28 protein-coding genes are annotated in these 25,911 nt (G+C 72.6%); 18 read left to right on the top strand and 10 right to left on the bottom strand.

All coding sequences use genetic code 11. From position 1 onward, the window contains the following. The first annotated feature begins 2 nt into the window (after nt 1–2). Nucleotides 3–785, top strand: a complete 783-nt coding sequence (fabI, locus tag KU893_RS06185) for an enoyl-ACP reductase FabI (protein WP_218233487.1) — start codon at nt 3–5, stop codon at nt 783–785. Nucleotide 786: 1 nt separating this feature from the next. Here the strand turns inward: fabI and KU893_RS06180 are convergent, their stop codons facing one another. Beyond that, complete coding sequence (locus KU893_RS06180; protein WP_218233486.1) at nt 787–1,467, bottom strand: YwaF family protein; 681 nt, start codon at nt 1,465–1,467, stop codon at nt 787–789. Between the two features lie 18 nt (nt 1,468–1,485). Here KU893_RS06180 and KU893_RS06175 point away from each other — a divergent pair, with 18 nt between their 5' ends. Next, a complete protein-coding gene (locus tag KU893_RS06175; protein ID WP_218233485.1) occupies nt 1,486–2,007 on the top strand; it encodes a SixA phosphatase family protein in 522 nt (173 codons plus the stop codon). 45 nt (nt 2,008–2,052) lie between these two features. On the opposite strand, the gene serB is transcribed toward KU893_RS06175, so the two are convergent. Further along, the gene (gene serB / locus KU893_RS06170; protein ID WP_218233484.1) at nt 2,053–3,273 is read right to left on the bottom strand and encodes a phosphoserine phosphatase SerB; all 1,221 of its coding nucleotides are present in this window, start codon (nt 3,271–3,273) and stop codon (nt 2,053–2,055) included. 34 nt (nt 3,274–3,307) lie between these two features. Next, on the bottom strand, nt 3,308–4,024 hold the full coding sequence (locus KU893_RS06165) for an Rv1486c family protein (protein ID WP_218233483.1): 717 nt from the start codon (nt 4,022–4,024) through the stop codon (nt 3,308–3,310). Nucleotides 4,025–4,079: 55 nt separating this feature from the next. On the opposite strand from KU893_RS06165, the gene KU893_RS06160 reads away from it, so the two are divergent. The 4 genes from KU893_RS06160 to KU893_RS06145 all read left to right on the top strand — a co-directional run bounded on the left by KU893_RS06160 (nt 4,080) and on the right by KU893_RS06145 (nt 7,284). Further along, nucleotides 4,080–4,880: an ABC transporter ATP-binding protein gene (locus KU893_RS06160; protein WP_218233482.1), complete on the top strand. Its 801-nt coding sequence runs from the start codon at nt 4,080–4,082 to the stop codon at nt 4,878–4,880. A 25-nt stretch (nt 4,881–4,905) separates the two neighbouring features. Next, nucleotides 4,906–5,379, top strand: a complete 474-nt coding sequence (locus KU893_RS06155; RefSeq protein WP_218233481.1) for an NfeD family protein — start codon at nt 4,906–4,908, stop codon at nt 5,377–5,379. Nucleotides 5,380–5,440: 61 nt separating this feature from the next. Beyond that, the gene (locus KU893_RS06150) at nt 5,441–6,499 is read left to right on the top strand and encodes an SPFH domain-containing protein (RefSeq protein ID WP_218233480.1); all 1,059 of its coding nucleotides are present in this window, start codon (nt 5,441–5,443) and stop codon (nt 6,497–6,499) included. Then, nucleotides 6,496–7,284 (top strand): sulfite exporter TauE/SafE family protein, encoded by a 789-nt coding sequence (locus KU893_RS06145; protein ID WP_218233479.1) that lies wholly within the window; start codon nt 6,496–6,498, stop codon nt 7,282–7,284. The genes KU893_RS06150 and KU893_RS06145 overlap by 4 nt, the downstream gene beginning before the upstream one ends. Here the strand turns inward: KU893_RS06145 and KU893_RS06140 are convergent. Further along, nucleotides 7,277–7,672, bottom strand: coding sequence for a hypothetical protein (locus KU893_RS06140; protein ID WP_218233478.1), 396 nt, complete (start codon nt 7,670–7,672; stop codon nt 7,277–7,279). The genes KU893_RS06145 and KU893_RS06140 overlap by 8 nt on opposite strands. 49 nt (nt 7,673–7,721) lie before the next feature. Here KU893_RS06140 and KU893_RS06135 point away from each other — a divergent pair, with 49 nt between their 5' ends. Further along, nucleotides 7,722–8,168, top strand: a complete 447-nt coding sequence (locus tag KU893_RS06135; protein ID WP_218233477.1) for a DUF4190 domain-containing protein — start codon at nt 7,722–7,724, stop codon at nt 8,166–8,168. A 1-nt stretch (nt 8,169) separates the two neighbouring features. Here the strand turns inward: KU893_RS06135 and KU893_RS06130 are convergent, their stop codons facing one another. Next, nucleotides 8,170–9,138, bottom strand: a complete 969-nt coding sequence (locus tag KU893_RS06130; protein ID WP_218233476.1) for an alpha/beta hydrolase — start codon at nt 9,136–9,138, stop codon at nt 8,170–8,172. Between the two features lie 45 nt (nt 9,139–9,183). Here KU893_RS06130 and KU893_RS06125 point away from each other — a divergent pair, with 45 nt between their 5' ends. The 4 genes from KU893_RS06125 (at nt 9,184) to KU893_RS06110 (ending at nt 13,003) form a co-directional block, all read left to right on the top strand. Next, complete coding sequence (locus KU893_RS06125; RefSeq protein ID WP_218233475.1) at nt 9,184–9,897, top strand: PP2C family protein-serine/threonine phosphatase; 714 nt, start codon at nt 9,184–9,186, stop codon at nt 9,895–9,897. A 79-nt stretch (nt 9,898–9,976) separates the two neighbouring features. Next, nucleotides 9,977–11,131 carry an LLM class flavin-dependent oxidoreductase gene (locus tag KU893_RS06120; protein ID WP_218233474.1) on the top strand — a complete coding sequence of 385 codons (1,155 nt, stop codon included), beginning with the start codon at nt 9,977–9,979 and terminating at the stop codon, nt 11,129–11,131. Next, a complete protein-coding gene (locus tag KU893_RS06115) occupies nt 11,128–11,787 on the top strand; it encodes an FMN reductase (protein ID WP_218233473.1) in 660 nt (219 codons plus the stop codon). Before KU893_RS06120 ends, KU893_RS06115 begins: the two co-directional genes overlap by 4 nt. 64 nt (nt 11,788–11,851) lie before the next feature. Beyond that, nucleotides 11,852–13,003: an acyl-CoA dehydrogenase family protein gene (locus KU893_RS06110; protein ID WP_218233472.1), complete on the top strand. Its 1,152-nt coding sequence runs from the start codon at nt 11,852–11,854 to the stop codon at nt 13,001–13,003. Nucleotides 13,004–13,087: 84 nt separating this feature from the next. Here the strand turns inward: KU893_RS06110 and KU893_RS06105 are convergent, their stop codons facing one another. Further along, nucleotides 13,088–13,615 (bottom strand): YbhB/YbcL family Raf kinase inhibitor-like protein, encoded by a 528-nt coding sequence (locus KU893_RS06105; RefSeq protein ID WP_218233471.1) that lies wholly within the window; start codon nt 13,613–13,615, stop codon nt 13,088–13,090. Nucleotides 13,616–13,686: 71 nt separating this feature from the next. Between KU893_RS06105 and cobA the strand changes: the two genes are divergently transcribed. From cobA to KU893_RS06085, 4 genes are all read left to right on the top strand, one after another. Then, the gene (gene cobA, locus KU893_RS06100) at nt 13,687–14,955 is read left to right on the top strand and encodes a uroporphyrinogen-III C-methyltransferase (protein WP_257441510.1); all 1,269 of its coding nucleotides are present in this window, start codon (nt 13,687–13,689) and stop codon (nt 14,953–14,955) included. 2 nt (nt 14,956–14,957) lie between these two features. Then, complete coding sequence (locus KU893_RS06095; protein WP_218233469.1) at nt 14,958–15,773, top strand: TrmH family RNA methyltransferase; 816 nt, start codon at nt 14,958–14,960, stop codon at nt 15,771–15,773. Between the two features lie 66 nt (nt 15,774–15,839). Continuing rightward, entirely contained in the window at nt 15,840–16,955 is a 1,116-nt protein-coding gene (locus KU893_RS06090) for an NAD(P)H-dependent amine dehydrogenase family protein (protein WP_218233468.1), read from the top strand. Then, a complete protein-coding gene (locus tag KU893_RS06085) occupies nt 16,955–17,440 on the top strand; it encodes a carboxymuconolactone decarboxylase family protein (RefSeq protein ID WP_218233467.1) in 486 nt (161 codons plus the stop codon). Before KU893_RS06090 ends, KU893_RS06085 begins: the two co-directional genes overlap by 1 nt. A gap of 3 nt (nt 17,441–17,443) precedes the next feature. Here KU893_RS06085 and KU893_RS06080 read toward each other — a convergent pair whose 3' ends face one another. The 3 genes from KU893_RS06080 to KU893_RS06070 are packed head-to-tail and all read right to left on the bottom strand — an operon-like array spanning nt 17,444 to nt 20,553. Further along, nucleotides 17,444–18,358, bottom strand: coding sequence for an alpha/beta hydrolase (locus KU893_RS06080; protein WP_218233466.1), 915 nt, complete (start codon nt 18,356–18,358; stop codon nt 17,444–17,446). Nucleotides 18,359–18,399: 41 nt separating this feature from the next. Next, complete coding sequence (gene def, locus KU893_RS06075) at nt 18,400–19,005, bottom strand: peptide deformylase (protein WP_218233465.1); 606 nt, start codon at nt 19,003–19,005, stop codon at nt 18,400–18,402. 24 nt (nt 19,006–19,029) lie between these two features. Continuing rightward, the gene (locus KU893_RS06070; RefSeq protein ID WP_218233464.1) at nt 19,030–20,553 is read right to left on the bottom strand and encodes a hypothetical protein; all 1,524 of its coding nucleotides are present in this window, start codon (nt 20,551–20,553) and stop codon (nt 19,030–19,032) included. Between the two features lie 153 nt (nt 20,554–20,706). Between KU893_RS06070 and KU893_RS06065 the strand changes: the two genes are divergently transcribed. The 3 genes from KU893_RS06065 (at nt 20,707) to KU893_RS06055 (ending at nt 24,844) form a co-directional block, all read left to right on the top strand. Continuing rightward, nucleotides 20,707–22,185 carry a hypothetical protein gene (locus KU893_RS06065; protein WP_218233463.1) on the top strand — a complete coding sequence of 493 codons (1,479 nt, stop codon included), beginning with the start codon at nt 20,707–20,709 and terminating at the stop codon, nt 22,183–22,185. A 71-nt stretch (nt 22,186–22,256) separates the two neighbouring features. After that, entirely contained in the window at nt 22,257–23,627 is a 1,371-nt protein-coding gene (locus KU893_RS06060) for an acyl-CoA dehydrogenase family protein (RefSeq protein WP_218233462.1), read from the top strand. Then, nucleotides 23,627–24,844, top strand: coding sequence for an acyl-CoA dehydrogenase family protein (locus KU893_RS06055; RefSeq protein WP_218233461.1), 1,218 nt, complete (start codon nt 23,627–23,629; stop codon nt 24,842–24,844). Before KU893_RS06060 ends, KU893_RS06055 begins: the two co-directional genes overlap by 1 nt. 55 nt (nt 24,845–24,899) lie before the next feature. Here the strand turns inward: KU893_RS06055 and KU893_RS06050 are convergent, their stop codons facing one another. Continuing rightward, on the bottom strand, nt 24,900–25,907 hold the full coding sequence (locus tag KU893_RS06050; RefSeq protein WP_218233460.1) for a galactokinase: 1,008 nt from the start codon (nt 25,905–25,907) through the stop codon (nt 24,900–24,902). Between the last annotated feature and the right edge of the window lie 4 nt (nt 25,908–25,911).

Raw genomic sequence — 25,911 nt, 5'->3', positions numbered from 1 at the left:
AGATGAGCGGAATCCTCGCTGGCAAGAACATCCTCGTCGCGGGCGTCACCCTCGACACCTCGATCGGCTTCGCGGTCGCGAAGTTCGCGCAGGAGCAGGGCGCGACCGTCCTCGTCTCCAACTTCGGCCAGGCGCTGCGGATCACCCGCCGCATCGTGAAGCGGCTGCCCGAGCTGCCTGCCGTCATCGAGCTCGACGTCACCGACGCCGAGCACCTGGCTGCGCTCCCCGACGCCGTGCGTGAGGCGCTCGGCGCGGACGCGAGGCTCGACGGCGTCGTGCACTCGATCGCCTACGGCAACCCCGAGACGCTGCTCGGCGGCAAGTTCCTCGACGGCCCGTGGGAGGACGTCGCCCAGGCCGTCCAGGTCTCGGCGTACTCCCTCAAGTCGCTCGCCGTCGCCTGCCGCCCGCTGATGAGCGAGGGCGGCTCCGTCGTCGGTCTCACCTTCGACGCCAGCGTCGCGTGGCCGGTCTACGACTGGATGGGCGTGGCGAAGGCGGGTCTCGAGTCCTGCGCCCGCTACCTGGCCCGGGACCTCGGCGGCGACGGCATCCGGGTCAACCTGGTCTCCGCCGGTCCGCTGCGCACCCTCGCGGCCAAGGCCATCCCCGGCTTCGAGGACCTCGAGTCGATGTGGACCACGAAGTCGCCGCTCGGCTGGGACAACACCGACCAGGAGCCGACCGCGAAGGCAGTCTGCGCGCTGCTCTCGGACCTGTTCCCGGCGACCACCGGCGAGATCGTCCACGTGGACGGCGGCTTCCACGCGATGGGCGCCTGACTCACCCCGGAGCAGTACGACGGGCGAGGCGCTGCGCACCGACGGTGAGCAGCGCCCACACCGTGACGACGATCCCGATCTCCTCGGCGACGTACCACGGCCACGGGCCGAGGAGGTCGAGGATCGACGTACCCGGCTTGCGGACCAGGTAGCCGTAGTTGGTGTCGGCGACCAGGTTGAACGCGTACGCCGTCACCGCCCACACCAGGGTCGTCACCACGGCTGCGCGGTAGTCGCGCCACCGCGGCGCCCTGCGCAGCCCGACCACCAGGTAGAGCGCCGACCACACGATCAGCAGGTGCAGCGCCCAGAACGCGAAGTACCGCGGCTGCGGGAAGTCCTCGTGCAGCGACGGCGTGATGATGCCCTGCACGGTCAGGGTCAGGCCCCAGAAGTAGGTCAGCGCCACCGGGTACGGCCGGTGCGTCCACAGCGCCCAGGTCGCCGCGACCCACGCCAGGTCGCACAGGTGCAGGGGGAGCGTGACCCCGATGTCGAAGTTCGTGAACAGGTCGACCAGTTGGAACGGCACCGTCACGAGCGGGATGAGCAGGGCCCAGGCCCGGCTGAACCTGGTCGGGCCGTCGTACGACGCGTGCCGACGCCCCAGCAGCACGGCTCCCACGAGGCCGACGGCGAACACCGCCAGGGGCACCAGATGGGTGGTTCCGTACTGCGTCATGCGTACTACGATGCCCCGGTGGAGAAGCAACGGCTCCTCGTCGTCGTCCGACACGCCAAGGCCGAGCAGTTCGCCGCCTCCGACGTCGAACGGGTGCTGAGTCCCCGGGGCCGCGACGACGGCCGTGCGCTCGGCCGGTGGCTCGCCGACGAGGGGATCACCCCCGACGTCGCCTACGTGTCGTACGCCGCCCGCACCCGCGAGACCTGGGACGTGGTGGCCGCGGGGGCCGGCTGGGGACTGGCGCCCCAGATCGACGGCAACCTGTACGGCACCGACGAGGAGGGCGTCCTCGAGCTGGTCCGCTCGACCCCCGAGCACGCCTCGAGCGTCGTGGTCGTCGGCCACAACCCGACCATGGCGATGCTCGTGCAGCTCCTCGACGACGGCGAGGGCGAGGCGAGCGGCTCGGTCGAGCTCGGCAGCTTCCCCACGAGCGCCGCGGCCGTCTTCGAGGTCGCCGGCGCCTGGGACGACGTCGCACCGATGGGCGGGCGGCTGCGCGCCTGCCACGTCGGCCGGGCTGCCGACCAGGGGTGAGCCGGACGGGGGCGAGTCGTCGGGGGTGGGTCAGTCGGGCGCGAGTCAGACCGGAGGAGCCGGCGTGATGATCCCCGCGGCGGCGTCGGCCGCCTCGATCTCCTCGCGGGTGATGCCGAGCAGGTACATGATCGCGTCCAGGTACGGCACGTTCAGGGCCGTGTCAGCGGCCTCGCGGACGACCGCGCGGGCGTTGTAGGCGATGCCGAGGCCGGCGGCGGCGAGCATGTCGAGGTCGTTGGCGCCGTCGCCGATCGCGATCGTCGCGTCCTCGGGCACGCCGAGGTCGGCGGCGAACTCCCGCAGCGCGGTGGCCTTCCCGGCTCGGTCGACGACCGGGCCGACCACCTCGCCGGTCAGCTTCCCGTCGACGATCTCGAGGGTGTTGGCGCGGGCCCGGTGGATGCCGAGGTCGGCGGCGAGCCGGTCGGTGATCTGGCTGAAGCCGCCGGACACGATGGCGAAGCGGTAGCCGAGACGGCGCAGGGTGCGGACCATGGTCCGGGCGCCGGGGTTGACCACGATCGCGTCGTACACCTCGTCGAGGACGGACTCGTCGAGCCCGGCGAGCAGCTTGACCCGGGCGCGCAGGGACTGCTCGAAGTCGAGCTCGCCGCGCATGGCGCGCTCGGTGACGTCGGCGACCTCCGCGCCGAAGCCGGCGTGCTCGGCGAGCATCTCGATCACCTCGCCCTGGATCAGGGTCGAGTCGACGTCCATCACGATGAGGCGCACACCGTGGCGCAGCAGGTTCGCGGGCTGGACCGCGACGTCGATGCGGTGGGACGCGGCGTCGACGGCGAGCAGCTTGCGCAGCCGGTCGGGGCGGGCGCCCGAGACGTCGAGCTCCAGCGCGGTCACGGGGTAGCGGGCCATCCGCTCGATCCGGTCGATGTTGCCGCCGCAGTCGGCGATCCGGCCGGCGATGGCCGCCATCGCCGACGCCTTGAGCGGCGCACCGATCACGGTGACGTGGGCGCGGTCCCGGTGACGGGTGCGGTTGTCGCCCGAGCCCTTCTCGATCTCCACGGTCATGCCGAGGACCTCGACCGTGCTCTCCAACGTGCTGCGCAGCCGCTGGCGGTCGCGCGGTGCGCTCACCAGGACGCCGAGCACCAGCCGCCCGCGCATCACGATCTGCTCGAGGTCGACGACGCTGACGCCGAAGCCGGCGAGGCTCTCCAGGACCGTGGAGGTGACACCGGGCCGGTCGGCACCGGTGACGGTGATCAGGAGCGTGTCGTCGGCTGCGTCGTGAGAGCTCATGGCGGGGTGCACGCTACCGCTGCCCGGGCAGCGCTCACGCCGGTGGCCAGCCGTCGGGCGAGCAGGCGGCGGTGAGCGCGTGGCGGGCAGCACGCTCGAGCGGCTCCAGCGCGGCCCTGCGGGCGGTCGCGTCGCTCACCGAGAGGGCGCCACCGTCGTCCTGGAGCGCGAGCTCGACGACGGCCTCGAGGTGCAGCGCCCGTCCGGCCAGGTCGACGCACCGTGCGGGCGTGCCCGGCGGAGCCGTCACCGGTACGGCGGTGCGCAGGTCGTGCAGCTCGTCGGCGACCAGCGGCTGCCAGCGCGCGACGTCGAGGTCGGCGAGCAGGTTGGCTGCGGTCAGCAGCGCCGCACGCAGCTGCCGGTCGGCGTCGCCGAGGTCGGGCGGGGGGCGCCGCTCGGCCGGCAGCACCGTCCACTCGACGGCTCGGCCGACCTGTCGCGGAACCAGTCCGGTACCGGGCAGGAGCACCACCTCGCCGGCCTCGACGGCCGCCGTCGTCAGCTCCCGGGGGCCGCGCAGGCCGGCCGGGTCACCGGGCGCGGGGTAGGCGGCGCCGACGATCTCGGCGCCGTGGTTGCGGGCGGCCGCGAGTTCGAGCAACAGCGACGAGGGACCGTCGGGGGAGAGGACGACGTGGGTCACGTCGTCGCCGTGGACGGCGTCGAGGACCTCGTCGGGGCCCACCAACCCGCGCAACCAGGCCGTTCCCCACCAGGCCAACCGGGCAGAGACGGGTAATGCGCTCACCCGCCGACCCTACTGCGCTCCGAGGAGTGACGAGGTTGCCTCTAAGGTGGCTCGCATGTCCGCCGTGCTGGAGCTCGCCGAGGTGTCCGTGCGTCGTGGCCAGGCGACGCTGCTCGACCGGGTCAGCTGGGTGGTCCGCGAGGGCGAGCGTTGGGTCCTCCTCGGCGCCAACGGCGCCGGCAAGACCACGCTCATGCAGATCGCGGCGGCCCAGCTCCACCCGACCTCGGGTGCGGTCGGGCTGCTCGGCGAGCTGCTCGGCACCGTCGACGTGTTCGAGCTGCGACCCCGGATCGGGGTCTCCAGCGCCGCGGTGGCCGAGCAGATCCCGCGCAACGAGACCGTGCGCGACCTGGTGCTCACGGCGTCGTACGCCGTCCTGGGGCGCTGGCGCGAGGACTACGACGCCGTCGACCACGACCGCGCCGACGCCCTGCTGCGCGAGGTCGGCGTCGCGGCGCTGGCCGACCGGACCTACGGCACCCTCAGCGAGGGGGAGCGCAAGCGGGTCCAGATCGCCCGCGCGCTGATGACCGACCCCGAGCTGCTCCTGCTCGACGAGCCGGCCGCCGGGCTGGACCTGGGTGGCCGCGAGGACCTCGTCTCGACGCTCTCCGTCCTCGCCTACGACCCGTTGTCGCCGGCGACCGTGCTGGTGTCCCACCATGTCGAGGAGATCCCGCCGGGCTTCACCCACGTCCTCATGCTCCGGGGCGGCCGGGTCGTGGTGCAGGGCCCGATCGACGAGACCCTCACCGCGGAGGCGCTCTCGGCCACCTTCGGGATGCCGCTCGTGCTCGAGCACCACGACGGGCGGTACGCCGCGCGCCGCAAGCAGCACCACCGGGGCCAGTGAGAGCCCTCTCAACTAGAGTTCAGCCATGGACTGGTTGCGGGACCACCTGTGGGAGACCTGGCTCGGGGTCGCGATCGCGCTTGCCCTGGCCGAGCTGGTCAGCCTCGACCTGTTCCTGCTGATGCTCGCCGGCGGCGCGGTCGCCGGCGTGCTGGCCGCGCTGGTGACCGACGACGTCGTGGTGAGCGTGCTCGCCGCCTCGGCGGCCGCCGTCCTGCTGTTGGGCGCGGTTCGCCCGCCGCTGCTCCGCCGCCTCCACGGCGGGCCCGACCTGGTCCTCGGTCCGGCGAGCCTGGTCGGCAAGCGGGGGATCGTCACCGAGCCGGTCGCCGAGCACCACCCCGGCCGGGTGAAGATCGGCGGCGAGTCGTGGCTCGCGGTCGCGGAGCCGCCGGCCTCCAGCATCGCCGTCGGTGAGGCGGTCGAGGTCGTGTCCATCTCCGGCGCCACCGCGCACGTCCGTCCCGTCTCCGACCTCCGACTCGAGGAGCCCCGATGAATCACCCCACGAAGTCCTTCTCCTCCGCTGCGCTCCCCCGAACGACTTCGCGGGGGCCCCGATGATCATCCTGGTCCTGCTCGTCCTCCTGCTGCTCCTGGTGATCACCGTGATCGCCAAGTCGATCCGGGTGATCCCCCAGGCCTACACCGGCATCGTCGAGCGGTTCGGCAAGTACAAGGAGACCCTGCCGGCCGGCCTGAACTTCGTGCTGCCGTTCATCGACAAGGTCCACTACATCATCGACCTGCGCGAGCAGGTGGTGAGCTTCCCGCCGCAGGCCGCGATCACCGAGGACAACCTCACCGTCGACATCGACACCGTCATCTACTTCCAGGTGACCGACCCGATCGCGGCGACGTACGAGATCTCCAACTACATCCAGGCCATCGAGCAGCTCACCATGACCACGCTGCGCAACGTCGTCGGCGGCATGGACCTGGAGCAGACCCTGACCAGTCGCGAGTCGATCAACAGCGGCCTGTCCGCGGTGCTCGACGAGACGACCGGCCGGTGGGGGATCAAGGTCAAGCGGGTCGAGATCAAGGGCATCGAGCCGCCGCCGTCCATCAAGGACGCGATGGAGAAGCAGATGCGCGCCGAGCGCGACAAGCGGGCCCTGGTCCTGACCGCCGAGGGTGCCCGGCAGTCCGCCATCTTGACGGCCGAGGGCAACAAGCAGTCCGCGATCCTCAACGCCGAGGGTGAGCGGGAGTCGCAGATCCTGCGTGCCCAGGCCGAGCGCGAGGCGCAGATCCTGCGCGCCCAGGGTGAGGGACAGGCGATCCAGACGGTGTTCCAGGCGATCCACGACGGGCGCCCCGACCAGTCGCTGCTCGCCTACCAGTACCTCCAGATGATGCCGAAGATCGCCGAGGGCGACGCGAACAAGCTGTGGGTGATCCCCTCCGAGATCACCAAGGCCCTCGAGGGCCTCGGCTCGTCGATCCACGAGATCGCGGGCATCCCGCAGTCCACGCCCGGCCCGGCCAAGCGGGTCGACATGGGGCCCACCGAGCCGGCGCTGCCGCTCACCGGCACCAGCGAAGCCGTGCAGGAGGCGATCGCCGAGGCGGAGAGCGCGGCGCACCCCGGCCAGAAGGATCCCTCCGCGGAGTGACCTTCCTCGAGATCGTCGCCGTCCTCCTCGCGGGCGTCGGCGCCGGCACCATCAACGCGGTGGTGGGGTCGGGCACGCTGATCACGTTCCCGACCCTGCTCGCGCTCGGCGTCCCGCCGGTCACGGCGAACATGTCCAACAGCCTCGGACTCGTGCCCGGCTCGATCGCGGGGGCGTTCGGCTACCGCCGCGAGCTCGCCGGCCAGCGTGAGCGCGTGCTGCGTCTGCTGGTCTTCTCCACCGCCGGCGGCTTGCTGGGGGCCGTGCTGCTTCTGGTGCTGCCGCCCGGTGCGTTCGAGGCCGTCGTACCGGTGCTCATCCTGCTGGGCATCAGCCTCGTCATCTTGCAGCCTCGCCTGTCCCGCGCCGTGGCCGACCGCGCCCAGCACCGGGAGCAGGGCGCGGCGGAGCACTCCTGGTGGGTGCCGGCGGCGGTGTTCGCGACCGGCGCGTACGGCGGCTACTTCGGCGCCGCGCAGGGCGTGCTGCTGATGGGGGTGCTCGGCATCGGGGTCGCCGAGGCGCTGCAACGGCTCAACGGCGTCAAGAACGTCCTCGTCGCCGTCGTCAACGGCGTCGCCGGGCTGGTCTTCGTCGTCGTCGCCGAGCTCGGCCTGCTCGGCGCGGAGGCGAAGGTCGACTGGCTGCTGGTGCTGCTCATCGCCGTCGGCTCCGTGTGCGGCGGCCTGCTCGGTTCGGCGGTCGGTCGCCACCTGCCGCCGCTCGCCCTGCGCGCGGTGATCGTGACGGTCGGCCTGGTGGCCGTCGTCGTGCTGGTCAGCTGACCTGCGCGCGACTCCGGCCACGGACCAGCGCGGCCAGGCCCGAGCCCACGGCTCCGGCGGCGGCGCCGATCAGCATGCCGCTGGCGAGCTTGGACACGTTGCGCTGGCCGAGCTCGATCACGCCGTTGGCGAGGTCGGCGCCGTCGACCGCGATGCCGACGGCGGTCAGGTTGCGCCGCAGCGGGCCGCGGGAGACCAGGGTCACCGCACCCAGCGCGATCTCGCGGGCACCGAACATCCGTCCCATGTAGCCGAGCTGCGGGTTGGCGACCGGGTCGAGGCCGAGCACGCGAGCGGTGGTCGAGGGAGCGGCGAGGGCGCCGACGCCGATGGCGATGCGGCCCAACGAGAGTCCGGTGACGGGATCGACCTTGAATGAAGCAGCCATGGGCAGGACCCTAGTGGTCGCGCGGGTACCTGCGTGGGATCCTTCCGCCATGACGACTCCGCCTCTCGGGAACGACCCGCACCAGCCCTACGGCCAGCCCGGGGGCCAGTCCGACCAGCCCGGCCAGCCCAGCCAGCCCGGCCAGCGCTACACGCCGTACGGCGCCTACGGCCAGCCGGTGCAGCCCTACGGCTACCCGGCTCCGCCGTCGACCAACGGCATGGCGATCGCCTCGCTCGTCGTCAGCATCATCTCGCTCACCGCCTGCATCGGCGCTACCGGGATCGTCGGCGCGATCCTCGGCCACGTCGCCAAGGGGCAGATCCGGCAGCGCAACGAGCAGGGTGGGGGACTGGCGACGGCCGGCATCATCATCGGCTGGGCCGGCTTCGCGCTCTTCCTCGCCGGCGTGGGCCTGTTCATCGCGCTCGGCGTGTGGGCCGAGAACAGTCTCGACTGCTACACCGACTCCAACGGCGAGCTCCACTGCGACTGAGTCACCCGTTCACGACCCGTACGTAGGCCGAGAGCCAGCGCTCGATCTCGTCGTACGCGCGAGCGCGCGGCTCGGCCCGCGAGAGCACCACGTCGTGCACCGCGCCCGGTACGGCGGCGTAGGTGACGTGCCGCCCGACGGCGACCGACCAGCGCCGGATCTGGTCGACGTCGAGCACGATGTCGGTCGAGAAGACCTCCTCGTCCATCCCGGACGGGCGGCCGGTGCGGTCCGAGGACAGCACCAGGACGGGCGCCGGGACCTCGAGGCCGCGCTGGAGCCGAGCCTGGCCCCGGCGGATCGCCCGGAGCCAGCCGAGGCGGACGGGGAATGACTCGACCGGCTTCCAGTTGAGGTCGAAGTCCCACTCGCCCTCGTGGTCGCGGTGCAGGCTGCGGCCGTAGTAGCCGCTGACGTCGCGCCGCAGCTCCTGCAGCGGACGCCGGCGGCCGGCCTCGTCGAGCACCCGGTTGGCGACGGGGGAGCGCAGCCACGCCTTGCCCTGCAGGTCGAGCCAGGGCGCGTTGAGCAGCAGGCCGGCCAGCTCCGGCGGCCGGCGGTCGTCGGCCCACAGGGCGACGAGGAGGCCGCCGGTGGAGTGGCCCGAGAGCACGACCCGACGGTGTCCGTCGCGGACGGTGATCCGCTCCCAGGCGGCGTCCAGCTCGGCGAAGTGGTCGCTCAGGTCCGCCACGTAGGTCGGGGACTGGTGCGGCCGCAGCGAGCGGCCGTACTTGCGCAGGTCGAGGCCGTACATGGCGTAGCCGCGCGCGAGCCACCACTCGCCGTACTCGGCGTGGAAGAAGTAGTCGGAGAACCCGTGCACGTGCAGGGTCGCCAGCCCGTTGGGCTGCGCGGCCTCCCTGCTGACGAGGGTCGCGACGACCTCGCCCTCGAAGTCGTCGTCGAGCGGGATGGTCTCCGCCGTCCACGGCTCACCCAGGATGTCGACGGTCCTCGTGTCGGTCACGTCGGAAGTCTAGGGACGCACCGGTCGCGGCTCTACGCTGTGCCGATGGAGGACGCTGCCGCCTGGGCCCGGCTCCGCGAGAGGCTCCTGGCCCGCGGCCGGATGCCCGCCCTGCCGCAGGGGTGGCGACACCAGTCCGCGATGCTGTCCGCCGCGGGCTATGCGTACGGCGGCGACTTCATCGTCGGCGACCTGCAGGAGTCCGGCACCCGGCTGCGCACCGTGCTGGTCGACGTGTGCGGCAGCGGGGAGACGGCGGTGCCCGCCGCACTGCAGTTCGCCGGCGCGCTGGAGAGCCTGATCGGGGCGGTGCCGGGCGCCGATCTGCTCCGCGACGCCAACGCGTACCTGCTGCGCCAGCCGTCGGAGGAGGCGATCGCGACGGCCGTGCAGCTCGACCTGGACCTGGCGACCGGCGCGTACCTGATCCGCAGTGCCGGCCACCCGCCGGCCCTGGTGTGGAGCGCCGCGGAGCGCACGTGGCGGGTCGACAACGCCCGGGGGACCGCGCTCGGGGTGAGCGAGACGCCCGAGGTCCACGAGAGCTCGGGGCTGCTCGGGCCGGGCGACGCGCTGATGTTCTACACCGACGGCGTCGTCGAGTCCCGCTCGGTCGACATCGACGCCGGGATCGTGTGGCTGCAGGAGACGGCGCGGGCGGCGTACCTCGCCGGGTGGGAGGGGACGGCCCGGCGGATCATCGACCGGGTGGACCGCGGCGACGACGACCGGGCGGTGCTGGTGCTGGCCCGGTGCTGACGGTCCCGCCTCGGTGGAATATGGTTGACATGTCATCTGTTAACCCGGGTGACTGACCACCACCCACCAGGAGCGGACCATGCAGATCGGCATCTTCACCGTCGGCGACGTCACCACCGACCCGACCACCGGGCAGACGCCGTCCGAGCACGAGCGGATCAAGGCCACCGTCGCGATCGCGAAGAAGGCCGAGGAGATCGGCCTCGACGTGTTCGCGACCGGCGAGCACCACAACCCGCCGTTCATCGCGTCCAACCCCACCGCGACGCTCGCCTACATCGGCGCGCAGACCGAGAACATCATCTTGTCGACGGCCACGACGCTGATCACGACGACCGACCCGGTGCTCATCGCGGAGGACTACGCGAAGCTGCAGCACCTGACGGACGGCCGGGTCGACCTGATGATGGGCCGCGGCAACACCGGCCCGGTCTACCCCTGGTTCGGCAAGGACATCCGCCAGGGCATCAACTTGGCGATCGAGAACTACGCGCTGCTGCGGCGGCTGTGGACCGAGGCGAACGTGGACTGGGAGGGGCGCTTCCGCACCCCGCTCCAGGGCTACACCTCGACCCCGCGCCCACTCGACGGCGTCGCGCCGTTCGTGTGGCACGGCTCGATCCGCAGCCCCGAGATCGCCGAGCAGGCGGCCTACTACGGCGACGGCTTCTTCCACAACCACATCTTCTGGCCGGCGTCGCACACCGAGCAGATGGTGCGGCTCTACCGTGAGCGCTTCGAGCACTACGGGCACGGCACCGCCGAGCAGGCGATCGTCGGCCTCGGCGGCCAGTTCTTCATGCGGAAGAACAGCCAGGACGCCGTGCGCGAGTTCCGCCCGTACTTCGACAACGCGCCCGTCTACGGCCACGGCCCCTCACTCGAGGACTTCACCGAGCACACGCCGCTGACCGTCGGCTCGCCGCAGCAGGTTCTCGAGCGGACCCTGTCCTTCCGGGAGTACGCCGGCCACTACCAGCGCCAGCTGTTCCTGGTCGACCACGCGGGTCTGCCGCTCAAGACGGTCCTCGAGCAGCTCGACCTGCTCGGTGAGATCCTGCCCGCGATGCGCGCGGGCTTCGCCGAGGGCCGTCCCGACACCGTCCCGGACGCCCCGACCCACGCCTCGCTCGTCGCGGCCGCGGGCGGTGCCCAGGACGTCAGCGTCCACGCGGAGGACACCATGACCGGCACCACCGACCGTGCCGAGGAGACCGAGGAGGTTCAGGCATGACCACGAAGATCGTCGTCGTCTCGGCGGGCCTGTCCGTCCCGTCGTCGACGAAGCTGCTCGCCGACAAGCTCGGCGAGGCCGTCGAGCGGGCCGTCGGCGCCCGCGGCCAGGAGGTCGAGGTCCAGCACGTCGAGCTGCGGCCGCTGGCCCACGCGCTGGCCGACCACCTGCTGACCGGGTTCGCCACCGGCGAGCTCGCGCAGTCCATCGACGCCGTGCGCCACGCGGACGGTCTGGTCGTCGTGACGCCGGTGTTCTCGGCGTCGTACTCGGGGCTGTTCAAGACGTTCTTCGACGTCCTCGACAACGGCATGCTGGACGGCGTGCCCGTCGTCATCGCCGCGACCGCCGGCACCGCCCGGCACAGCCTGGTCCTCGACCACGCGCTGCGCCCCCTGTTCGCCTACCTGCGCGCGGTCGTCGTACCCACCGGGGTCTTCGCTGCCAGCGAGGACTTCGGCGCCGCGACGGGCGGGACCGACGACGGCGCCCTCGACAAGCGGGTCGAACGGGCCGCCGGGGAGCTGGCGGCGCTGCTCGGCGCGGGCTCCGCGACCGCCCCGGCCGCCCGGCGGCGGTCGGTGGCGGCCGGGTTCGCGGCGCCCACGCCGTTCGAGCAGCTGCTCCGCGAGGCCGGCGGGAGCTCCGTGCGCTGACCCCGGCCGGACCGTGACAGTGACGGTGTGATGATGGAGTCCCTGCCGTCGTGAGAGGAGCATCATGCGCCGCACCGTGTTCGACGAGGACCACGAGTCCTTCCGAAAGACCATCCGCGCGTTCATCGAGGCCGAGGTCGTGCCGCACTACCAGGAGTGGTTCGAGGCGGGCCTCGTCCCGCGTGACTTCTACCTGAAGCTCGGCGAGCTCGGCACCTTCGGCATCGAGGTGCCGGAGGAGTACGGCGGCGCGGGGATCGAGTCCTTCAAGTTCGCCGCCGTCCAGTACGAGGAGCTCGCCCGCGCGGGCGTGAGCTTCGGCGGCTCGAGCACCCACGTCGCGCTGTGCCTGCCCTACCTCCTCAAGCTGGCCACCGAGGAGCAGAAGAAGCGCTGGCTGCCCGGCTTCGTCACCGGCGAGACCATGTTCGCGATCGCGATGACCGAGCCGGGCACCGGCTCCGACCTCGCCGGCATGACCACCACCGCCAAGCGCGACGGCGACAGCTACGTCCTCAACGGCGCGAAGACGTTCATCACGGGCGGCGTCCACGCCGACCGCGTCATCGTCTGCGCCCGCACGTCGCCGCCGCTCGAGAACAACCGACGCTTCGGCATCTCGCTGTTCGTGGTCGACACCACGTCCGAGGGCTACACGGTCGGTCGCAAGCTGGACAAGATCGGGCTGCGCACCTCCGACACCGCCGAGCTCGCCTTCACCGACGTCCGCGTCCCCGCCGAGGACCTGCTCGGCGAGGAGAACGAGGGCTTCGGCTACCTGGGCCAGAACCTCCCGCAGGAGCGGCTCGGCATCGCGTTCGGCGCCTATGCGCAGGCGGCCGCCGCCGTGCGGTTCACGCAGCAGTACGTCGAGGAGCGCAAGGTCTTCGGCCAGCCCGTGGCCCACTTCCAGAACACCAAGTTCGAGCTCGCCGCCTGCCAGGCCGAGGTCGACGCCGCCCAGGCCGTCGCCGACCGTGCCCTCGAGGCGCACGACCTCGGCGAGCTGACCGCGGTCGAGGCGGCCTCGGCCAAGCTGTTCTGCACCGAGGTCGCCGCCCGCGTCATCGACCGCTGCCTCCAGCTCCACGGGGGCTACGGCTACATGAACGAGTACCCCATCGCCCGCCTGTACGCCGACAACCGGGTCAACCGGATCTACGGCGGCACGTCCGAGGTGATGAAGCTGATCATCGCCAAGCAGATGGGGCTGTGAGCCTGCATGAATCCCCGGACATCCGGGGATTCATGCGCTTGTCAGGGGTTGCAACCCCTGACAAGCGCATGAACTGCGTACGGGTCAGTGCTGGTAGGTGCCGGTCAGGATCGCCCGGCCGAGGGTCTTGAACGCCAGGTTGAAGCCGACCACGGCAGGCGTGGCGGAGGAGTCGACGCCCAGCGTCGGCTCCTTCACCGCGTGCACCACGAAGAAGTAGCGGTGCACCTGGTCGCCCTCGGGCGGGGCGGCCCCGCCGAAGTCGGCCGTACCGAAGTCGTTGCGGACGTGGAAGGCGCCGGCCGGCAAGGTGGCGTCGGACGCGCCGGCGCCGGTGTCGAGGCTCGTCACGTCGGCGGGCAGGTCGACCACGACCCAGTGCCAGAACCCGCTCACGACGGGCGCGTCCGGGTCGAAGCAGGTGACCACGTAGCTCTGGGTCCCCTCCGGGCCGCGCTCCCAGGAGAGCTGCGGCGAGGTGTTGCCGCCGGAGTAGACCTGCTCGGCCTTCAGCGGCTGGCCGTCGGTGACGTCGGCGCTGGTCACCGCGAAGGACGGTACGACGGGGAGCAGGGTGTAGGGGTCCGGGGTGACCGGGCGATCGAGACTCATGTCACCGAAGTTAGTCCGGGTGCTGGTCCCGTGTCAGGGGCGTCCCCGTCCATGCCGGGAGAATGGTCGGCGTGAGCGACTTCCCGCCGTACCCCTCCGGTCTGCGCCTCGCGGGGCGCCGCGTGCTCGTCGTCGGCGGCGGCCACGTGGCCCAGCGCCGCGTCCCGCAGCTGATCGCCGTCGGCGCCGACGTCCACGTCGTGTCCCCGATGGTCACCCCGGCCATCGAGGGTCTGGTCGGCTCGGGCGAGATCGCCTGGCACGAGCGTGCCTTCGTGGACTCCGACGTCGACGGGGCCTGGTACGTCATCGCGGTCACCGACGACCGCGCCGTCAACGACCACGTCTCGGCGCTGTGCGAGGCCCAGCGCGTGTTCTGCGTGCGCTCCGACGACGCGACGCTCGGTACGGCGTGGACGCCTGCCGTCGGCCGCGAGGCCGGCATCACCGTGGCCGTCGTCGGCAACCGCGACCCGCGTCGCTCCGCCTCGGTACGCGATGAGATCGTGGCGGGCCTGCGCGACGGCACCATCGCCGCGCCCCACCACCGCGCCGGCACCCCGGAGCGGCGGCCCGGTGTCACGCTGGTCGGGGGCGGCCCCGGCGACCCGGAGCTGATCTCGATCGCCGGCCGCAAGGCGCTGATGGCCGCCGACGTCGTCGTCGCCGACCGGCTCGCCCCGCGCGAGCTCCTCGGCGACCTGCCCACCGACGTCGAGCTGGTCGACGTCGCCAAGCTGCCCCGCGGCCGCTCGGCGCAGCAGGAGGAGATCAACCGGATCATCGTCGAGCGCGCCCTCGAGGGGAAGCGCGTCGTCCGGTTCAAGGGTGGCGACAACTTCGTGTTCGGCCGCGGCTTCGAGGAGATCATCGCGTGCCGCGAGGCCGGCGTACCGGTCACCGTCATCCCGGGCCTCACCTCGCCCGTGTCGGTCCCCGGCATCGCCGGCATCCCGGTGACCCATCGCGGGGTGACCCACGAGTTCACCGTCGTCTCCGGCCACCTGCCGCCGGGCCACCCGGAGTCGTTGGTCAACTACGACGCGCTCGCCCGGATGCAGGGGACGGTCGTGGTGATGATGGGCGTCGAGAACGCTCCTCACATCGCCGACGCGCTCGTCGCGGGCGGTCGCACCGCGTCCACGCCCGTGGCCGTGGTCTGCGACGGCACCATGCCGACCCAGCGCACCGTGCTCGCCACCCTCGGCACCCTCGCAGCCCGCCTGGTCGAGGAGGACGTGAAGCCGCCCGCGATCATCGTGATCGGCGACGTCGTCGCGGTGGCGCACCCCGAGGCCCTCTCCGCGCCCCTCCCCGCGGCCCTCGCCGACCAGGGCTGAGCGTGGCCGAGCTCGTCGAGATCACTGATCCGACCGACCCCCGGCTGGGCGACTACCGCGACCTGCGCGACGTCGAGCTTCGCAAGCACCTCGAGGCCGAGCACGGGCTCTTCCTCGCCGAGGGGGAGAAGGTGGTACGCCGCGCGGTGGAGGCCGGCTACACCCCGCGCTCCTTCCTGATGGCGCCGCGCTGGCTCGACGGCCTCGCCGAGGTCCTCGACCGCAGCGACGCGCCCTGCTACGTCCTCTCCGAGGACCTCGCCGAGCAGGTCACGGGCTTCCACGTCCACCGCGGCGCCCTCGCCTCGCTCGAGCGCCGCCCGCTCCCGTCCCTCGATGCCGTCCTGGCCGGGGCCCGCACGATCCTGGTCCTCGAGGACCTCGTCGACCACACCAACGTCGGCGCCATCCTGCGCAGCGGCGCCGCGCTCGGGTTCGACGCCGTCCTGCTCGCGCCCCGCTGCGCCGACCCGCTCTACCGGCGCGCGATCAAGGTGGCCATGGGCGCCGTGTTCGCGCTGCCCTGGACCCGGCTCCCGGACTGGTACGACGCCCTGCCCACCCTCAGCGAGCGTGGGTTCACCACCGTGGCGCTGACCCTGGCGCCCGACGCCGTACCGATCGAGGAGGCGGTGCGCGGCCAGGACAATGTCGCCCTCGTCCTCGGCTCGGAGGGGCACGGGCTGTCCGCGCGCTGGGAGCAGGCCGCCGACCGCCGGGCGATCATCCCGATGGCCCGCACCATCGAGCACGGCGTCGACTCGCTCAACGTGGCCGCCGCGACCGCCGTCGCCTGCTACGTCACCGCTCGTCGGTGAGGTTTCTCAAAAACTGACACGCTGTCGCACTACCGCTCGGGCTGCGGGCCCCTTAGGGTCCCGACCATGGCCGATGAGAACGTGTTCCACCCAACAGTCCCGGTCGTCGTCTGGGGCACCGGCAACATGGGCCGCGCGTCCATCCGGGCGGTGGCAGCACATCCCGGCCTGACCCTGTCCGCGGTGGTCGTCAACGACCCGACGAAGCTCGGCCGCGACGCGGGCGACCTCGCCGGCCTCGACCGCGTGCTCGGTGTCGCCGCGACGAACGACGTCGAGGCGGCGCTCGCGACGCTCGACGGTGGCGGCGCGGTCGCCTACGCCGCCAGTGGCGAGCTGCGTCCCGACGACGCGGTCGTCGACATCGCCCGTGCCCTCGCCGGGGGCGCGGTGGTGGTGACGCCGTCGGTCTACGCGCTCTACGACCACCGCAGCGCGCCCGCCGAGCTGCGCGACCCCCTCGAGAAGGCCTGTGCCGAGGGCGGCAGCGCCCTGTTCGTCAGCGGCATCGACCCGGGCTGGGGCAACGACCTGCTGCCTGCGCTGGTCAGCGGCCTCGCCTCCGAGGTCGAGCAGGTGCGCTGCCAGGAGATCTTCGACTACTCGACCTACGACGCCGAGGACTCGGTGCGCTTCATCGTGGGCATGGGCCAGCCGATGGACTACGAGCCGCCGATGGTGGCCGAGGGCATCCCGTCGATGGTGTGGGGCGGCCAGATCCGGCTCATCGCCCGCGCGCTCGGGGTGGAGGTCGACGAGCTGCGCGAGACGGTGGAGCGCCGTGCCCTCGATTCCTCGGTGACCACGGCCCTCGGCGACTTCGGGGCCGGCACCCAGGGCGGCCTGCGGTTCGAGGTGCAGGGCATCGTCGGTGGCGAGCCCAGGATCGTGGTCGAGCACGTGACCCGGATCAGCGCGACCTGCGCGACCGACTGGCCGATGCCGCCCGACGGTGGCGACGGGGCCCACCGTGTGATCATCGAGGGCCGCCCGCGGATCGAGATCAACGTCGAGGCCACCGACGAGGGGGGCAACCGCGCGGCGGGCGGCAACGCCACCGCTGCCAACCGCCTGGTCAACGCGATCCCGTGGCTGCGCGCCGCCACCCCGGCCCTGTACGACGGCCTCGACGTCCCGCTGGCTCCGTCGACGTACCTGCGCACCGTCGCCGAGGAGGGCTGATGTTCCTCGACATCCCCGACGGCAAGGACCCGATCACCTACGTCTGGGGGGAGCTGGTCCCCGGCATCGGGCCGGCCGCGGCGACGCTCGCGATGAGCGTCTACGAGCACAGCACCCTCGGGCTGCGCGAGTTCGAGGCCGCGCGCCTGCGGATTGCCCAGATCAACGGCTGCCTGTTCTGCCAGGACTGGCGCACCGAACGCGACGGCAAAAAGGTCGAGGACACCTTCGACCGCGCCGTCGAGGCGTGGCGCACCACCCGCGACCTCGATGACCGGACCCGCCTCGCCGCGGAGTACGCCGAGCGGTACGCCCTCGACCACCACGGCATCGACGACGGATTCTGGCAGCGGATGCGCATCCACTACTCCGACCGCGAGATCGTCGAGCTGTCCATGTGCCTGGGCTCGTGGCTGGCCTTCGGGAGGCTCAACCGCGTGCTCGGCCTGGACACCGCCTGCGTGCTGCCGAGTCACCGCGGCTGAGGCTCAGCGCCGCAACAGCTCCGCGAACTGCGCGATCGTGTCGTCGACGGCGTCCTGGCAGCGCGCCGACCACGGACCCATGTCGAAGAACCCGTGGATCAGCCCCGGATAGGTCGTCTGCCGGACCGGTACGCCGGCCGCCGCCAGCGCGTCGGCGTAGGCCACGCCCTCGTCGCGGAGCGGGTCGAACTCTGCGGTGACGACGACCGCCGGCGGAAGCCCGGCGAGCTCGCCGCGCAGCGGGGAGAGACGCGGGTCGGTGAGGTCGGTGTCGGCGTCCGCGTAGCAGCCGATGAACCACGCCATGGTCGGCTCGTCGAGGAAGTAGCCGTGGGCGTTCTCGGCCCGGCTGGGGAAGTCGCCGAGGACGTCGGTCGCCGGGTAGACGAGGAGCTGGGCGGCGAGGCCGGGGACGTGCTGGGCGGCGACCGCCGACAAGTTGCCGCCCGCGGAGTCGCCGGCGACGGCGAGGACGTCGCTGCCGCCGTACTCCACCAGCCGGGACTGCACGTCGCGGACCGCGGCGATGGCGTCCTGCGCGGCGGCAGGGAACCGGGCCTCGGGGGCGAGGCGGTAGTCGACAGCGACGACGACCGAGTCGGTGCCGGCGCAGATCGCCCGGGCCATGGGGGCGTGGGTGTCGAGGTCGCCGATCACCCAGCCGCCGCCGTGCAGCAGCACGACGGTCGGGAACGGGCCGGCGCCGTCGGGACGGTAGACGCGCGCCGCCAGTGGACCGTCCGCGCCGGCGACCTTGTCGTCCTCGATCGAGGCGACCGGCGCCAGGCTCTGCGGCGGGCGGGTGTCGACCGTCATCGCGCGGAAGACGGCGCGGGCGTCGGCGGGGGAGAGCTCGGACAGGGGCGTTCCGGCAGCGATCGCCTCGAGGAGGCCGGCCAGCGAGGGGTCGACGGGCATGGCCCGACGCTAGCCGATGCGCGGGCGGTGCCCGGTCAGGCTCAGGTCGGCCACTCCGGCGGGTAGTCCTGGGCTGCGGCGTCGTGCTGCTTGCGCAGCTTCTTCATCGCCTTGGCGGAGATCCGGTCGCCGAACACGGTGCCGACGGTGTGGTCGGTCTCGTGCTGGAGGCACTTGGCGAGCAGGCCGTCGCCCTCGAAGCGGACCGGCTGCCCGTCCAGGCCGGTGCCCTCGACCACGGCGTAGTCGGGCCGGGCGCAGTCGACGAAGGCGCCGGGGTAGGACAGGCAGCCCTCGAGGCTGTCGTCGAGCCGCCGGGCGACGCCCTCGGGCTCGATCAGGACCGGGTTGCAGACCACGCCGACGACGCGCTGACCCTCCTCGTCGGGGCAGTCGAAGACGAACATCGCCACGTCCTCGCCGATCTGGCAGGCGGCCAGGCCGACCCCGTCGGCGGCGTACATGCTGGCGACCATGTCGGCGGCCAGCTCCCGCAGGGCGTCGTCGTAGACCTCGACCCGAGCCTGGGGGCGGTGCATGACCGGCGTTCCCCAGCGGGTCATCGGGCGGACCCGGCCGTTGCGCGGCAGCGGTCCGTACGGCGCCAGCACGGCCTCCGTGGTGGTGTCGTCGAGGTCGTCGGCCATGGGTTCATGCTAGGGCGGCGAGCGTCAGTCCCGCCGATCGGGGAGCGCCGCCGGCGGCAGCGGCGCGCGGTCCGGCGCGGCCGGCGGGGTCCCGCCGGGGGCGCCTTCGTCGGCGGACCCAGATCTTGCGGCCCGGCCCGACCCGTGGTGCGACGGCGGCGCGACGGTGCCCTTCTCCCCGTCGGCGGGGACGTGGGTCACCGGGATCGGCACCACCACCGGCACCGGGACCGGCTTCGGCTTCGGCTCGGGCCGGGGGAGCACCGTGACCCGGGTGGTCGCGGTGACGCTCGCGAGGTTGCCGTGGGCCGCGGCCACCGCGACCCGGATCTTCCACCGCCCGGTGGAGCTCGCCCGGACCGCGAGCGCGAACCGGCCACCGCGCCCCGTGCGCGCCCGGTCGACGGGGCGCCAGCGGGAACCGACCTTGCGCTGCAGGGTGACCCGGATCCCGCGCTCGGCGGGCGCGATGTGTCCCTTGACCCGGATCGGCTGCCCCTGGCGCAGTCGGGTGGCCGGCGTGCGTGCCTTGACCTGCCGGGCCACCGTCACGAGCAGGGTCGCGGAGGAGGCGGCCTCGAAGGTGTCGTCGGCAGTGGTGCGCACCTGGTACTCGGTCTGCCGGTCCGGCCGGATGTGGAAGTGCGCGTAGGTGTCGCTCCGGAAGCCGCCGCTCGACACCGGAGCGAACCCGGCGGCGCCCCAGGGCCGCGCCCACAGTGTCGCCGTGCCGGAGACGTACCCGGGGGTCCACACGCCGTCGCCCGGGGTGTCGGCGTCGGCGAGCAGGTAGTGGTCCTGACCGCTGACGAGGTCCAGCCGGGTGACACCGCGCTGGAGGGCGGTGCTGTGGTGGGTCGGCGCCGCCGAGATGAAGGCCTGGGTGCGCACCCCCTCGAAGTCGTACGTCGTCGTGCCGGCCGTCGTCCTGACCCGGAGGTCGTCGAAGAAGAAGTCCCGGCCGCGACAGCCGAGCTCGAAGTTCAGCCAGGCACCGCCCGCGTCCGGTCCCCAGGGGGCCGCGACCTCGGCGAGGGTGTCCCCGGCGGACCACTGGCTGGCGTCGTCGGACCAGTACCAGCTGGTCGCGATGTCGGCGACGTCGTCGCCGGAGTGCCAGCCGGCGAGGTCCGACACGTCGTAGCGGCCCTCGAGCCAGGCCGACTGGAAGCCGTCGCCGAGCGCGTCGAACTGGACGACGACCTGGCCGTCCCGGCCGGACCCGCCCGGCAGGGCGCTCGGGTGGTAGGTCGCCAGCCCGGCGTCGAGCAGGCCGGCCGGTTCCGGCACCCAGGCCGCGATCCCGCCCATCCCGCCCGTGGCCCCGCCGAACGCCAACCCGATGGCGTGGTCGCCCAGCACGCTGCCCTGGCGGTAGGTCGCGTACGGCGACCGCTCCTGGCCGCCCGGACAGGCGGCGGTGACGTAGGCCAGGCCGGCCGGGAGGGCATACCCGTCCACCACGACGGTCCGGTCGAGTGCGGCGGCGGGGACGTGGACCGCGCCGGCGAGCGGCAGCACCGCACCGAGCGCGACAGCGAGCAGCATGCGCTTCATGGAAGCCCCCAGATGTCCGTGCGGAGAGGTGTCCGAGCGGCCTCTCGGAATCTAGTTCCGCCCCGGCGCCGGTGCCGTCCCGCGAACTGGGTATCTCTGGCCATCGTCGGCTCCGCCGGCCGGCGGCGGTGCCAGTGTGCTGCGGTGGAGACCCACCACGAGCTGGCCGCTCTCGTCGCCCGGCTGGGGCCGGCGGTCCTGGAGGACCCGCTGGACCTCCGAGCCGCGTTCGACGACCGCGCTCCCACGGGGCGCACGACCGACGGCCAGGTCAACCTGCTCGTCGACGCCATCCGGCTGGGCGTCCTCGCCCGAGTGCTGGCGCAGCTGGGCGACGGCGCCCAGCCGGGGCGCGCCCTCGACGCCCAGGCCCGCCGCCTGGCCGAGCTGCGGGGCGGCACCGACGTCGACGCTGCGCGCTGGGCGCTGGCCGCCCTGTTGTTCGCCCTGGGCCGCGTGAACGAGGCCGAGGTGGTGGTGCGTGCACCGGCGCCGCCGCTGACGCTCGTCCCCATCCCGCCTGCGGCGACGCCCACCGTCGTCCCCGACGCCGGCACGGCGCTCGCGGCCCCGCTGCTGCCGCTGCAGCCGCCCGACGTGCGCGACCGGTCGGGGCCGAACTGGGCGCTCGCCGTGCTGCTCGCGCTGGTCCTCGCCTTCGTCGCGGGCCTCGGCCTGGTGGCGGTGCTCGTCTCCCGGGGCGACGGCGACCGCCCCGCGGGCAGCCGCGGCGCAGCGCCGCCCCCCGTCGACGACGCCCAGGTGGTGGCCGCCGGCACGGTCGTCGCCACCTCCCCGAGCACCGCCACCGGTACGGCGCGTGCGCCGGTCGCCACGATCGCCGGCCGGACCGGCGGGGTACGGGTCAGTGGCCTCCGGCTCGAGGACCGCGTGCCGGGCAAGGACGGCCCGCTCGTCGCCGCCCCGCGGAGCCGCTTGCGGACCTTCACGCTGGCGGACGGTCCCTGCCAGGAGGAGCCGTGCCGGTCGTGGTCGGCCCTGCCGCTGCAGGTCGTCGTCGACGGACGGTCCGTGGCGCTGCCGGCCGGCGGGCCGTCGTACGCGGTCGCGGTGCCGATCGGTGCGAGCGCGGAGCTGCGGCTCGACCTGGATGGGTACGACCAACGGGTCTCGCTGAGGGACGGCGCTGCCACCGGACGCAACATCGCAGTGCTCACGCGCCCGGACACCCGCACCACCATCGGCGCCGACCTCGTCCTGCGGCCGACGGCGGACGCACCGCTCGGGCCGGACGCCGTGCGGGCGGTCCACGTGGGGGAGGCGCGGCTGTTCTTCTTCGACGGCAGCCGGGGCCTGCGGGACCCGGCGCGGGCCTATCTCGCGGTCGACGTCACCTACACGACTCCCGATGACGGGAGGGCACGTCGCTTCGAGCTCGCCGACCTCCACCTGGAGGCAGCGGACGGCACGGCGTACCCCCGCCGGGACCTCACGCCGGACACCCCGTCGGACGACACGGTCTTCATCGTGCCCGCGACCTTCGAGAGCGGCACGCTCGTCATCGAGGGCACCCGGCGGGTCACCACGCGGACCAGCAGGGGCGGGACGGGGAGCGTGCTGCTCACCCTCCCGCGGACCACCGTCCGGGTGCGGATGGACTGACGTCCAGATCACACCGCGCGATTTCGGACCACCTGTAGCGCGATGTGTAACTCGCAGTTACATTTAGTGTCATGTCCCTGATCAGCAACCTCAAGCCGGGCGGCAAGCACGGGGTTCCGAGCAGCGAGAGCCGTGATCCGATCGGCTACCTCGTCGCCGGCCTCAACCGGCTCGCCCAGACCGATCTCCTCGATAAGGTCCGCCTGCGCAAGCCGGCCGAGCAGGCGGTCTTCTCCGTCACCCGGACCGGGTTCAAGACCATTTCCAACGCGAGCCGCACGTTCGCGAAGGCCGGCAAGGGCGGCCAGCCCGGCACCCGGCCGACCAACGCTGCCGCGAGCGGCGTCTTCGACCTCACCCCCGGCGAGGACGAGCAGATGCTCGTCGACGTCGTGAACGAGTTCGCCGAGGAGGTTGTCCGGCCCGCCGCGGCCGAGGCCGACAAGGCCTGCGCCGCGCCCGACGATCTGCTCAAGGCCAGCCTCGAGATCGGCCTGCCGATCCTGGGTCTGCCCGAGGCGCTCGGCGGCGTCTCCGAGGAGCGCTCGGCCATGGCCGGCACCCTCGTCGCCGAGGCCCTCGCCAAGGGCGACATGGGCCTAGCCGTCGCCACGCTGGCGCCCGGCTCGGTCGCCACCGCGATCGGCCTGTGGGGCACCGACGCCCAGCAGCAGACCTACCTGCCGGCGTTCAGCGCTGAGGACGGCAGCGTCCCGGCCGCCGCCCTCGCCCTCAACGAGCCGAGCGTGCTCTTCGACGTGCTCAGCCCGTCCACCACCGCGACGAAGACTGCCGACGGCTACGTCCTCAACGGCACCAAGAGCCTGGTCGCCCGTGGCGACAGCGCCGAGCTCTTCGTCGTGGGTGCGAGCCTCGACGGCAAGCCCGTGCTGTTCCTGGTCGAGTCGTCGACCGACGGCCTCGCCATCGAGGGCGACCCGGCCATGGGTGTGCGCGCCGCGACGATGACCAAGCTCGTCCTGGAGGACGTCAAGGTCCCCGCGGACGCCGTCCTCGGCGAGACCGACGGTTCGACGTACACCGAGTGCGTGCGGCTCTCGCGCCTGGCCTGGTGCGCGCTCGCGGTCGGCACCGCCCAGGCCGTGCTCGACTACGTGACGCCGTACGTCAAGGGCCGTGAGGCCTTCGGTGAGCCGATCGCCAACCGCCAGTCCGTGGCGTTCATGGTCGCCAACATCGCGATCGAGCTGCAGGGCATGCGGCTGCTGACCTACCGCGCCGCCTCCCGCGCCGCAGCCGGCAAGGACTTCTCCCGCGAGGTCGCGCTGGCCCGCAAGGCGTGCACCGACAAGGGCATGCAGATCGGCCTCGACGGCGTCCAGCTGCTCGGTGGCCACGGGTTCGTCAAGGAGCACCCGGTCGAGCGGTGGTACCGCGACCTGCGTGCCATCGGCATCATGGAAGGGACGGTGCTCGTCTGATGGCGATCAACCTGGAAGTTCCGAAGAAGCACCGGGCGCTGGTCGACCAGGCCCACCAGGTCGCGATGAACATGCTGCGACCGATCTCCCGCAAGTACGACATCGCCGAGCACGAGTACCCCAAGGAGCTCGACATGCTCGCGGCGATGATCGACGGGCTCTCCGAGTCCGGCGCGAGCGAGGGCGCCGGTGCGACCGGCGTACGTCGTGACAGCGACGACGCGGACCAGAAGACCGTCAAGAACGGCGCCAACCTGGCCTCGGTGACCTCGGTCGCCGAGATGTGCTGGGGCGACACCGGCCTGCTGCTGTCGATGCCCCGCCAGGGCCTCGGCAACTCCGCGATCGCCTCGGTCGCCAACGACGAGCAGCTTGAGCGCTTCAAGGGCCGTTGGGCCTCGATGGCGATCACCGAGCCGTCGTTCGGCTCCGACTCGGCCGCGATCTCCACCACCGCGGTCCTCGACGGCGACGAGTACGTCATCAACGGCGAGAAGATCTTCGTCACCTCCGGCGAGCGCTCCGACTGCATCGTGGTGTGGGCGACCCTCGACAAGTCCCTCGGTCGGGCGGCGATCAAGTCGTTCGTGGTCGAGAAGGGCACGCCGGGCGTGAAGGTCGAGCGGCTCGAGGAGAAGCTCGGCATCCGGGCCTCCGACACCGCGGTGATCACGTTCACCGACGCGCGGGTCCCGAAGGAGAACCTCCTCGGATCCCCGGAGATCAACGTCGAGCAGGGCTTCGCCGGCGCCATGGCGACCTTCGACAACACCCGACCGCTGGTCGCCGCGATGGCCGTGGGCTGCGCCCGGGCCTCGCTGGACCTGACCCGCGACCTGCTCAAGGAGGCCGGGATCGAGGTCGACTACGACCGGCCCGCGATCCTGCAGCACGCCGCCGCGGCGAAGTTCCTGCAGCTCGAGTCCGACTGGGAGGCCGGACGCCTGCTCACCCTCCAGGCGGCCTGGATGGCTGACAACCGCAAGCCCAACTCGCTCGAGGCATCGATGGCCAAGGCGAAGGCCGGCCGGGTCGGCTCCGACGTCACGCTGTCCTGCGTCGAGCTGTGCGCCTCGATCGGCTACAGCGAGGAGGAGCTGCTCGAGAAGTGGGCCCGCGACTCCAAGATCCTCGACATCTTCGAGGGCACCCAGCAGATTCAGCAGCTCATTGTCGCGCGGAGGGTCCTGGGACTGTCCAGCGCCGAGCTCAAGTGAGCTGATCGGTGTGCGAGCGGGCCCGTCCTCCTGGCGAGGGCGGGCCCGGCTCACGTCAGGGGCTGAGCACCCGCGCACCAGGCCCCGGCTCGACGACGTGGTGCACCGGCGCCGCCCAACCCCGCTCGCGGTAGGCCGCATCGACGGCCGCCCGGGCGGCGACCACCTCGTCGGCCGCGACGAGGGTGATCGTGCAGCCGCCGAAGCCGCCGCCGGTCATCCGCGAGCCCATCGCGCCCCTCGACAGGGCGGTGTCGACCACCAGGTCGAGCTGGGGGACGGACACCTCGTAGTCCTCGCGCAGCGACGTGTGGGAGGCGGTCATCAACAAGCCCAGCTCGCGCCAGTCGCGCTCGCCGATCGCAGCCACAGCGGCTCGCACCCGGTCGTTCTCCGTGGCGACGTGGCGAAGCCGTCGGGCGTCGCCGGTGGCGCACTCGCGCCGGCGCTGGCCATACCCGCCATCGCCGTCGGCGAGCGAGTGCCGGACACGGGTGTCGGTCACCAGCAGCGCGAGGCCGTCGGCCGTGACGGGCAGGGCGACCGGAGTGGTGGCCGGCGTGGCCGGGTCCGCGAAGTCGATCAGGAGCGCGTGCCCGGCGGCGCCGAGCATGCTGACGAGCTGGTCCATCCCGCCGGTCGGCGCACCGACGTGGTCGGTCTCGGCCCGTCGGCACGCATCGGCGAGGGTGCGTCGCGCTCGATCGTCGAGAGGGACGCCCAGGAGACCGGCGATGGCCGTCGCCACGCTGCACTCCAGCGCTGCCGAGCTGGACAGGCCGCCGCCGAGCGGCACGGTCGAGGTCAGCGCGATGTCGAGACCGGGGACCTGCCAGCCGAGCCCGCGCAGCTCGGCGACCACGCCGACGACGTACGCCTGCCACGTCGTGTCAGCCGGGTTGGCCTCGGCGCTGGTCATCCGCAGCTGGTCGTCGGTGCGAGCGGTCACCGTGGCGGTCGTCGCGAGCTGGATCGCGAACGGCAGGCACAGGCCGCCATTGTAGTCGGTGTGCTCACCGATCAGGTTGACCCGGCCGGGGGCGCGCGCGACGACAGTGACCACGGCG

Source organism: Nocardioides daeguensis (genome assembly GCF_019192965.1).
Lineage (GTDB): Bacteria > Actinomycetota > Actinomycetes > Propionibacteriales > Nocardioidaceae > Nocardioides > Nocardioides daeguensis.
The sequence above is the reverse complement of the archived record's forward strand: the minus strand, read 5'-3'. Positions and strand labels throughout refer to the sequence as shown.

Excerpts from the sequence above, each read along its gene's own strand:
- fabI (WP_218233487.1), top strand. The coding sequence starts at position 3 with ATGAGCGGAATCCTCGCTGGCAAGAACATCCTCGTCGCGGGCGTCACC.
- KU893_RS06180 (WP_218233486.1), bottom strand. The coding sequence starts at position 1,467 with ATGACGCAGTACGGAACCACCCATCTGGTGCCCCTGGCGGTGTTCGCC.
- serB (WP_218233484.1), bottom strand. The coding sequence starts at position 3,273 with ATGAGCTCTCACGACGCAGCCGACGACACGCTCCTGATCACCGTCACC.
- KU893_RS06160 (WP_218233482.1), top strand. The coding sequence starts at position 4,080 with ATGTCCGCCGTGCTGGAGCTCGCCGAGGTGTCCGTGCGTCGTGGCCAG.
- KU893_RS06155 (WP_218233481.1), top strand. The coding sequence starts at position 4,906 with ATGGACTGGTTGCGGGACCACCTGTGGGAGACCTGGCTCGGGGTCGCG.
- KU893_RS06150 (WP_218233480.1), top strand. The coding sequence starts at position 5,441 with ATGATCATCCTGGTCCTGCTCGTCCTCCTGCTGCTCCTGGTGATCACC.
- KU893_RS06140 (WP_218233478.1), bottom strand. The coding sequence starts at position 7,672 with ATGGCTGCTTCATTCAAGGTCGATCCCGTCACCGGACTCTCGTTGGGC.
- KU893_RS06135 (WP_218233477.1), top strand. The coding sequence starts at position 7,722 with ATGACGACTCCGCCTCTCGGGAACGACCCGCACCAGCCCTACGGCCAG.
- KU893_RS06125 (WP_218233475.1), top strand. The coding sequence starts at position 9,184 with ATGGAGGACGCTGCCGCCTGGGCCCGGCTCCGCGAGAGGCTCCTGGCC.
- KU893_RS06120 (WP_218233474.1), top strand. The coding sequence starts at position 9,977 with ATGCAGATCGGCATCTTCACCGTCGGCGACGTCACCACCGACCCGACC.
- KU893_RS06115 (WP_218233473.1), top strand. The coding sequence starts at position 11,128 with ATGACCACGAAGATCGTCGTCGTCTCGGCGGGCCTGTCCGTCCCGTCG.
- KU893_RS06110 (WP_218233472.1), top strand. The coding sequence starts at position 11,852 with ATGCGCCGCACCGTGTTCGACGAGGACCACGAGTCCTTCCGAAAGACC.
- KU893_RS06105 (WP_218233471.1), bottom strand. The coding sequence starts at position 13,615 with ATGAGTCTCGATCGCCCGGTCACCCCGGACCCCTACACCCTGCTCCCC.
- KU893_RS06090 (WP_218233468.1), top strand. The coding sequence starts at position 15,840 with ATGGCCGATGAGAACGTGTTCCACCCAACAGTCCCGGTCGTCGTCTGG.
- KU893_RS06085 (WP_218233467.1), top strand. The coding sequence starts at position 16,955 with ATGTTCCTCGACATCCCCGACGGCAAGGACCCGATCACCTACGTCTGG.
- KU893_RS06080 (WP_218233466.1), bottom strand. The coding sequence starts at position 18,358 with ATGCCCGTCGACCCCTCGCTGGCCGGCCTCCTCGAGGCGATCGCTGCC.
- def (WP_218233465.1), bottom strand. The coding sequence starts at position 19,005 with ATGGCCGACGACCTCGACGACACCACCACGGAGGCCGTGCTGGCGCCG.
- KU893_RS06070 (WP_218233464.1), bottom strand. The coding sequence starts at position 20,553 with ATGCTGCTCGCTGTCGCGCTCGGTGCGGTGCTGCCGCTCGCCGGCGCG.
- KU893_RS06060 (WP_218233462.1), top strand. The coding sequence starts at position 22,257 with ATGTCCCTGATCAGCAACCTCAAGCCGGGCGGCAAGCACGGGGTTCCG.
- KU893_RS06055 (WP_218233461.1), top strand. The coding sequence starts at position 23,627 with ATGGCGATCAACCTGGAAGTTCCGAAGAAGCACCGGGCGCTGGTCGAC.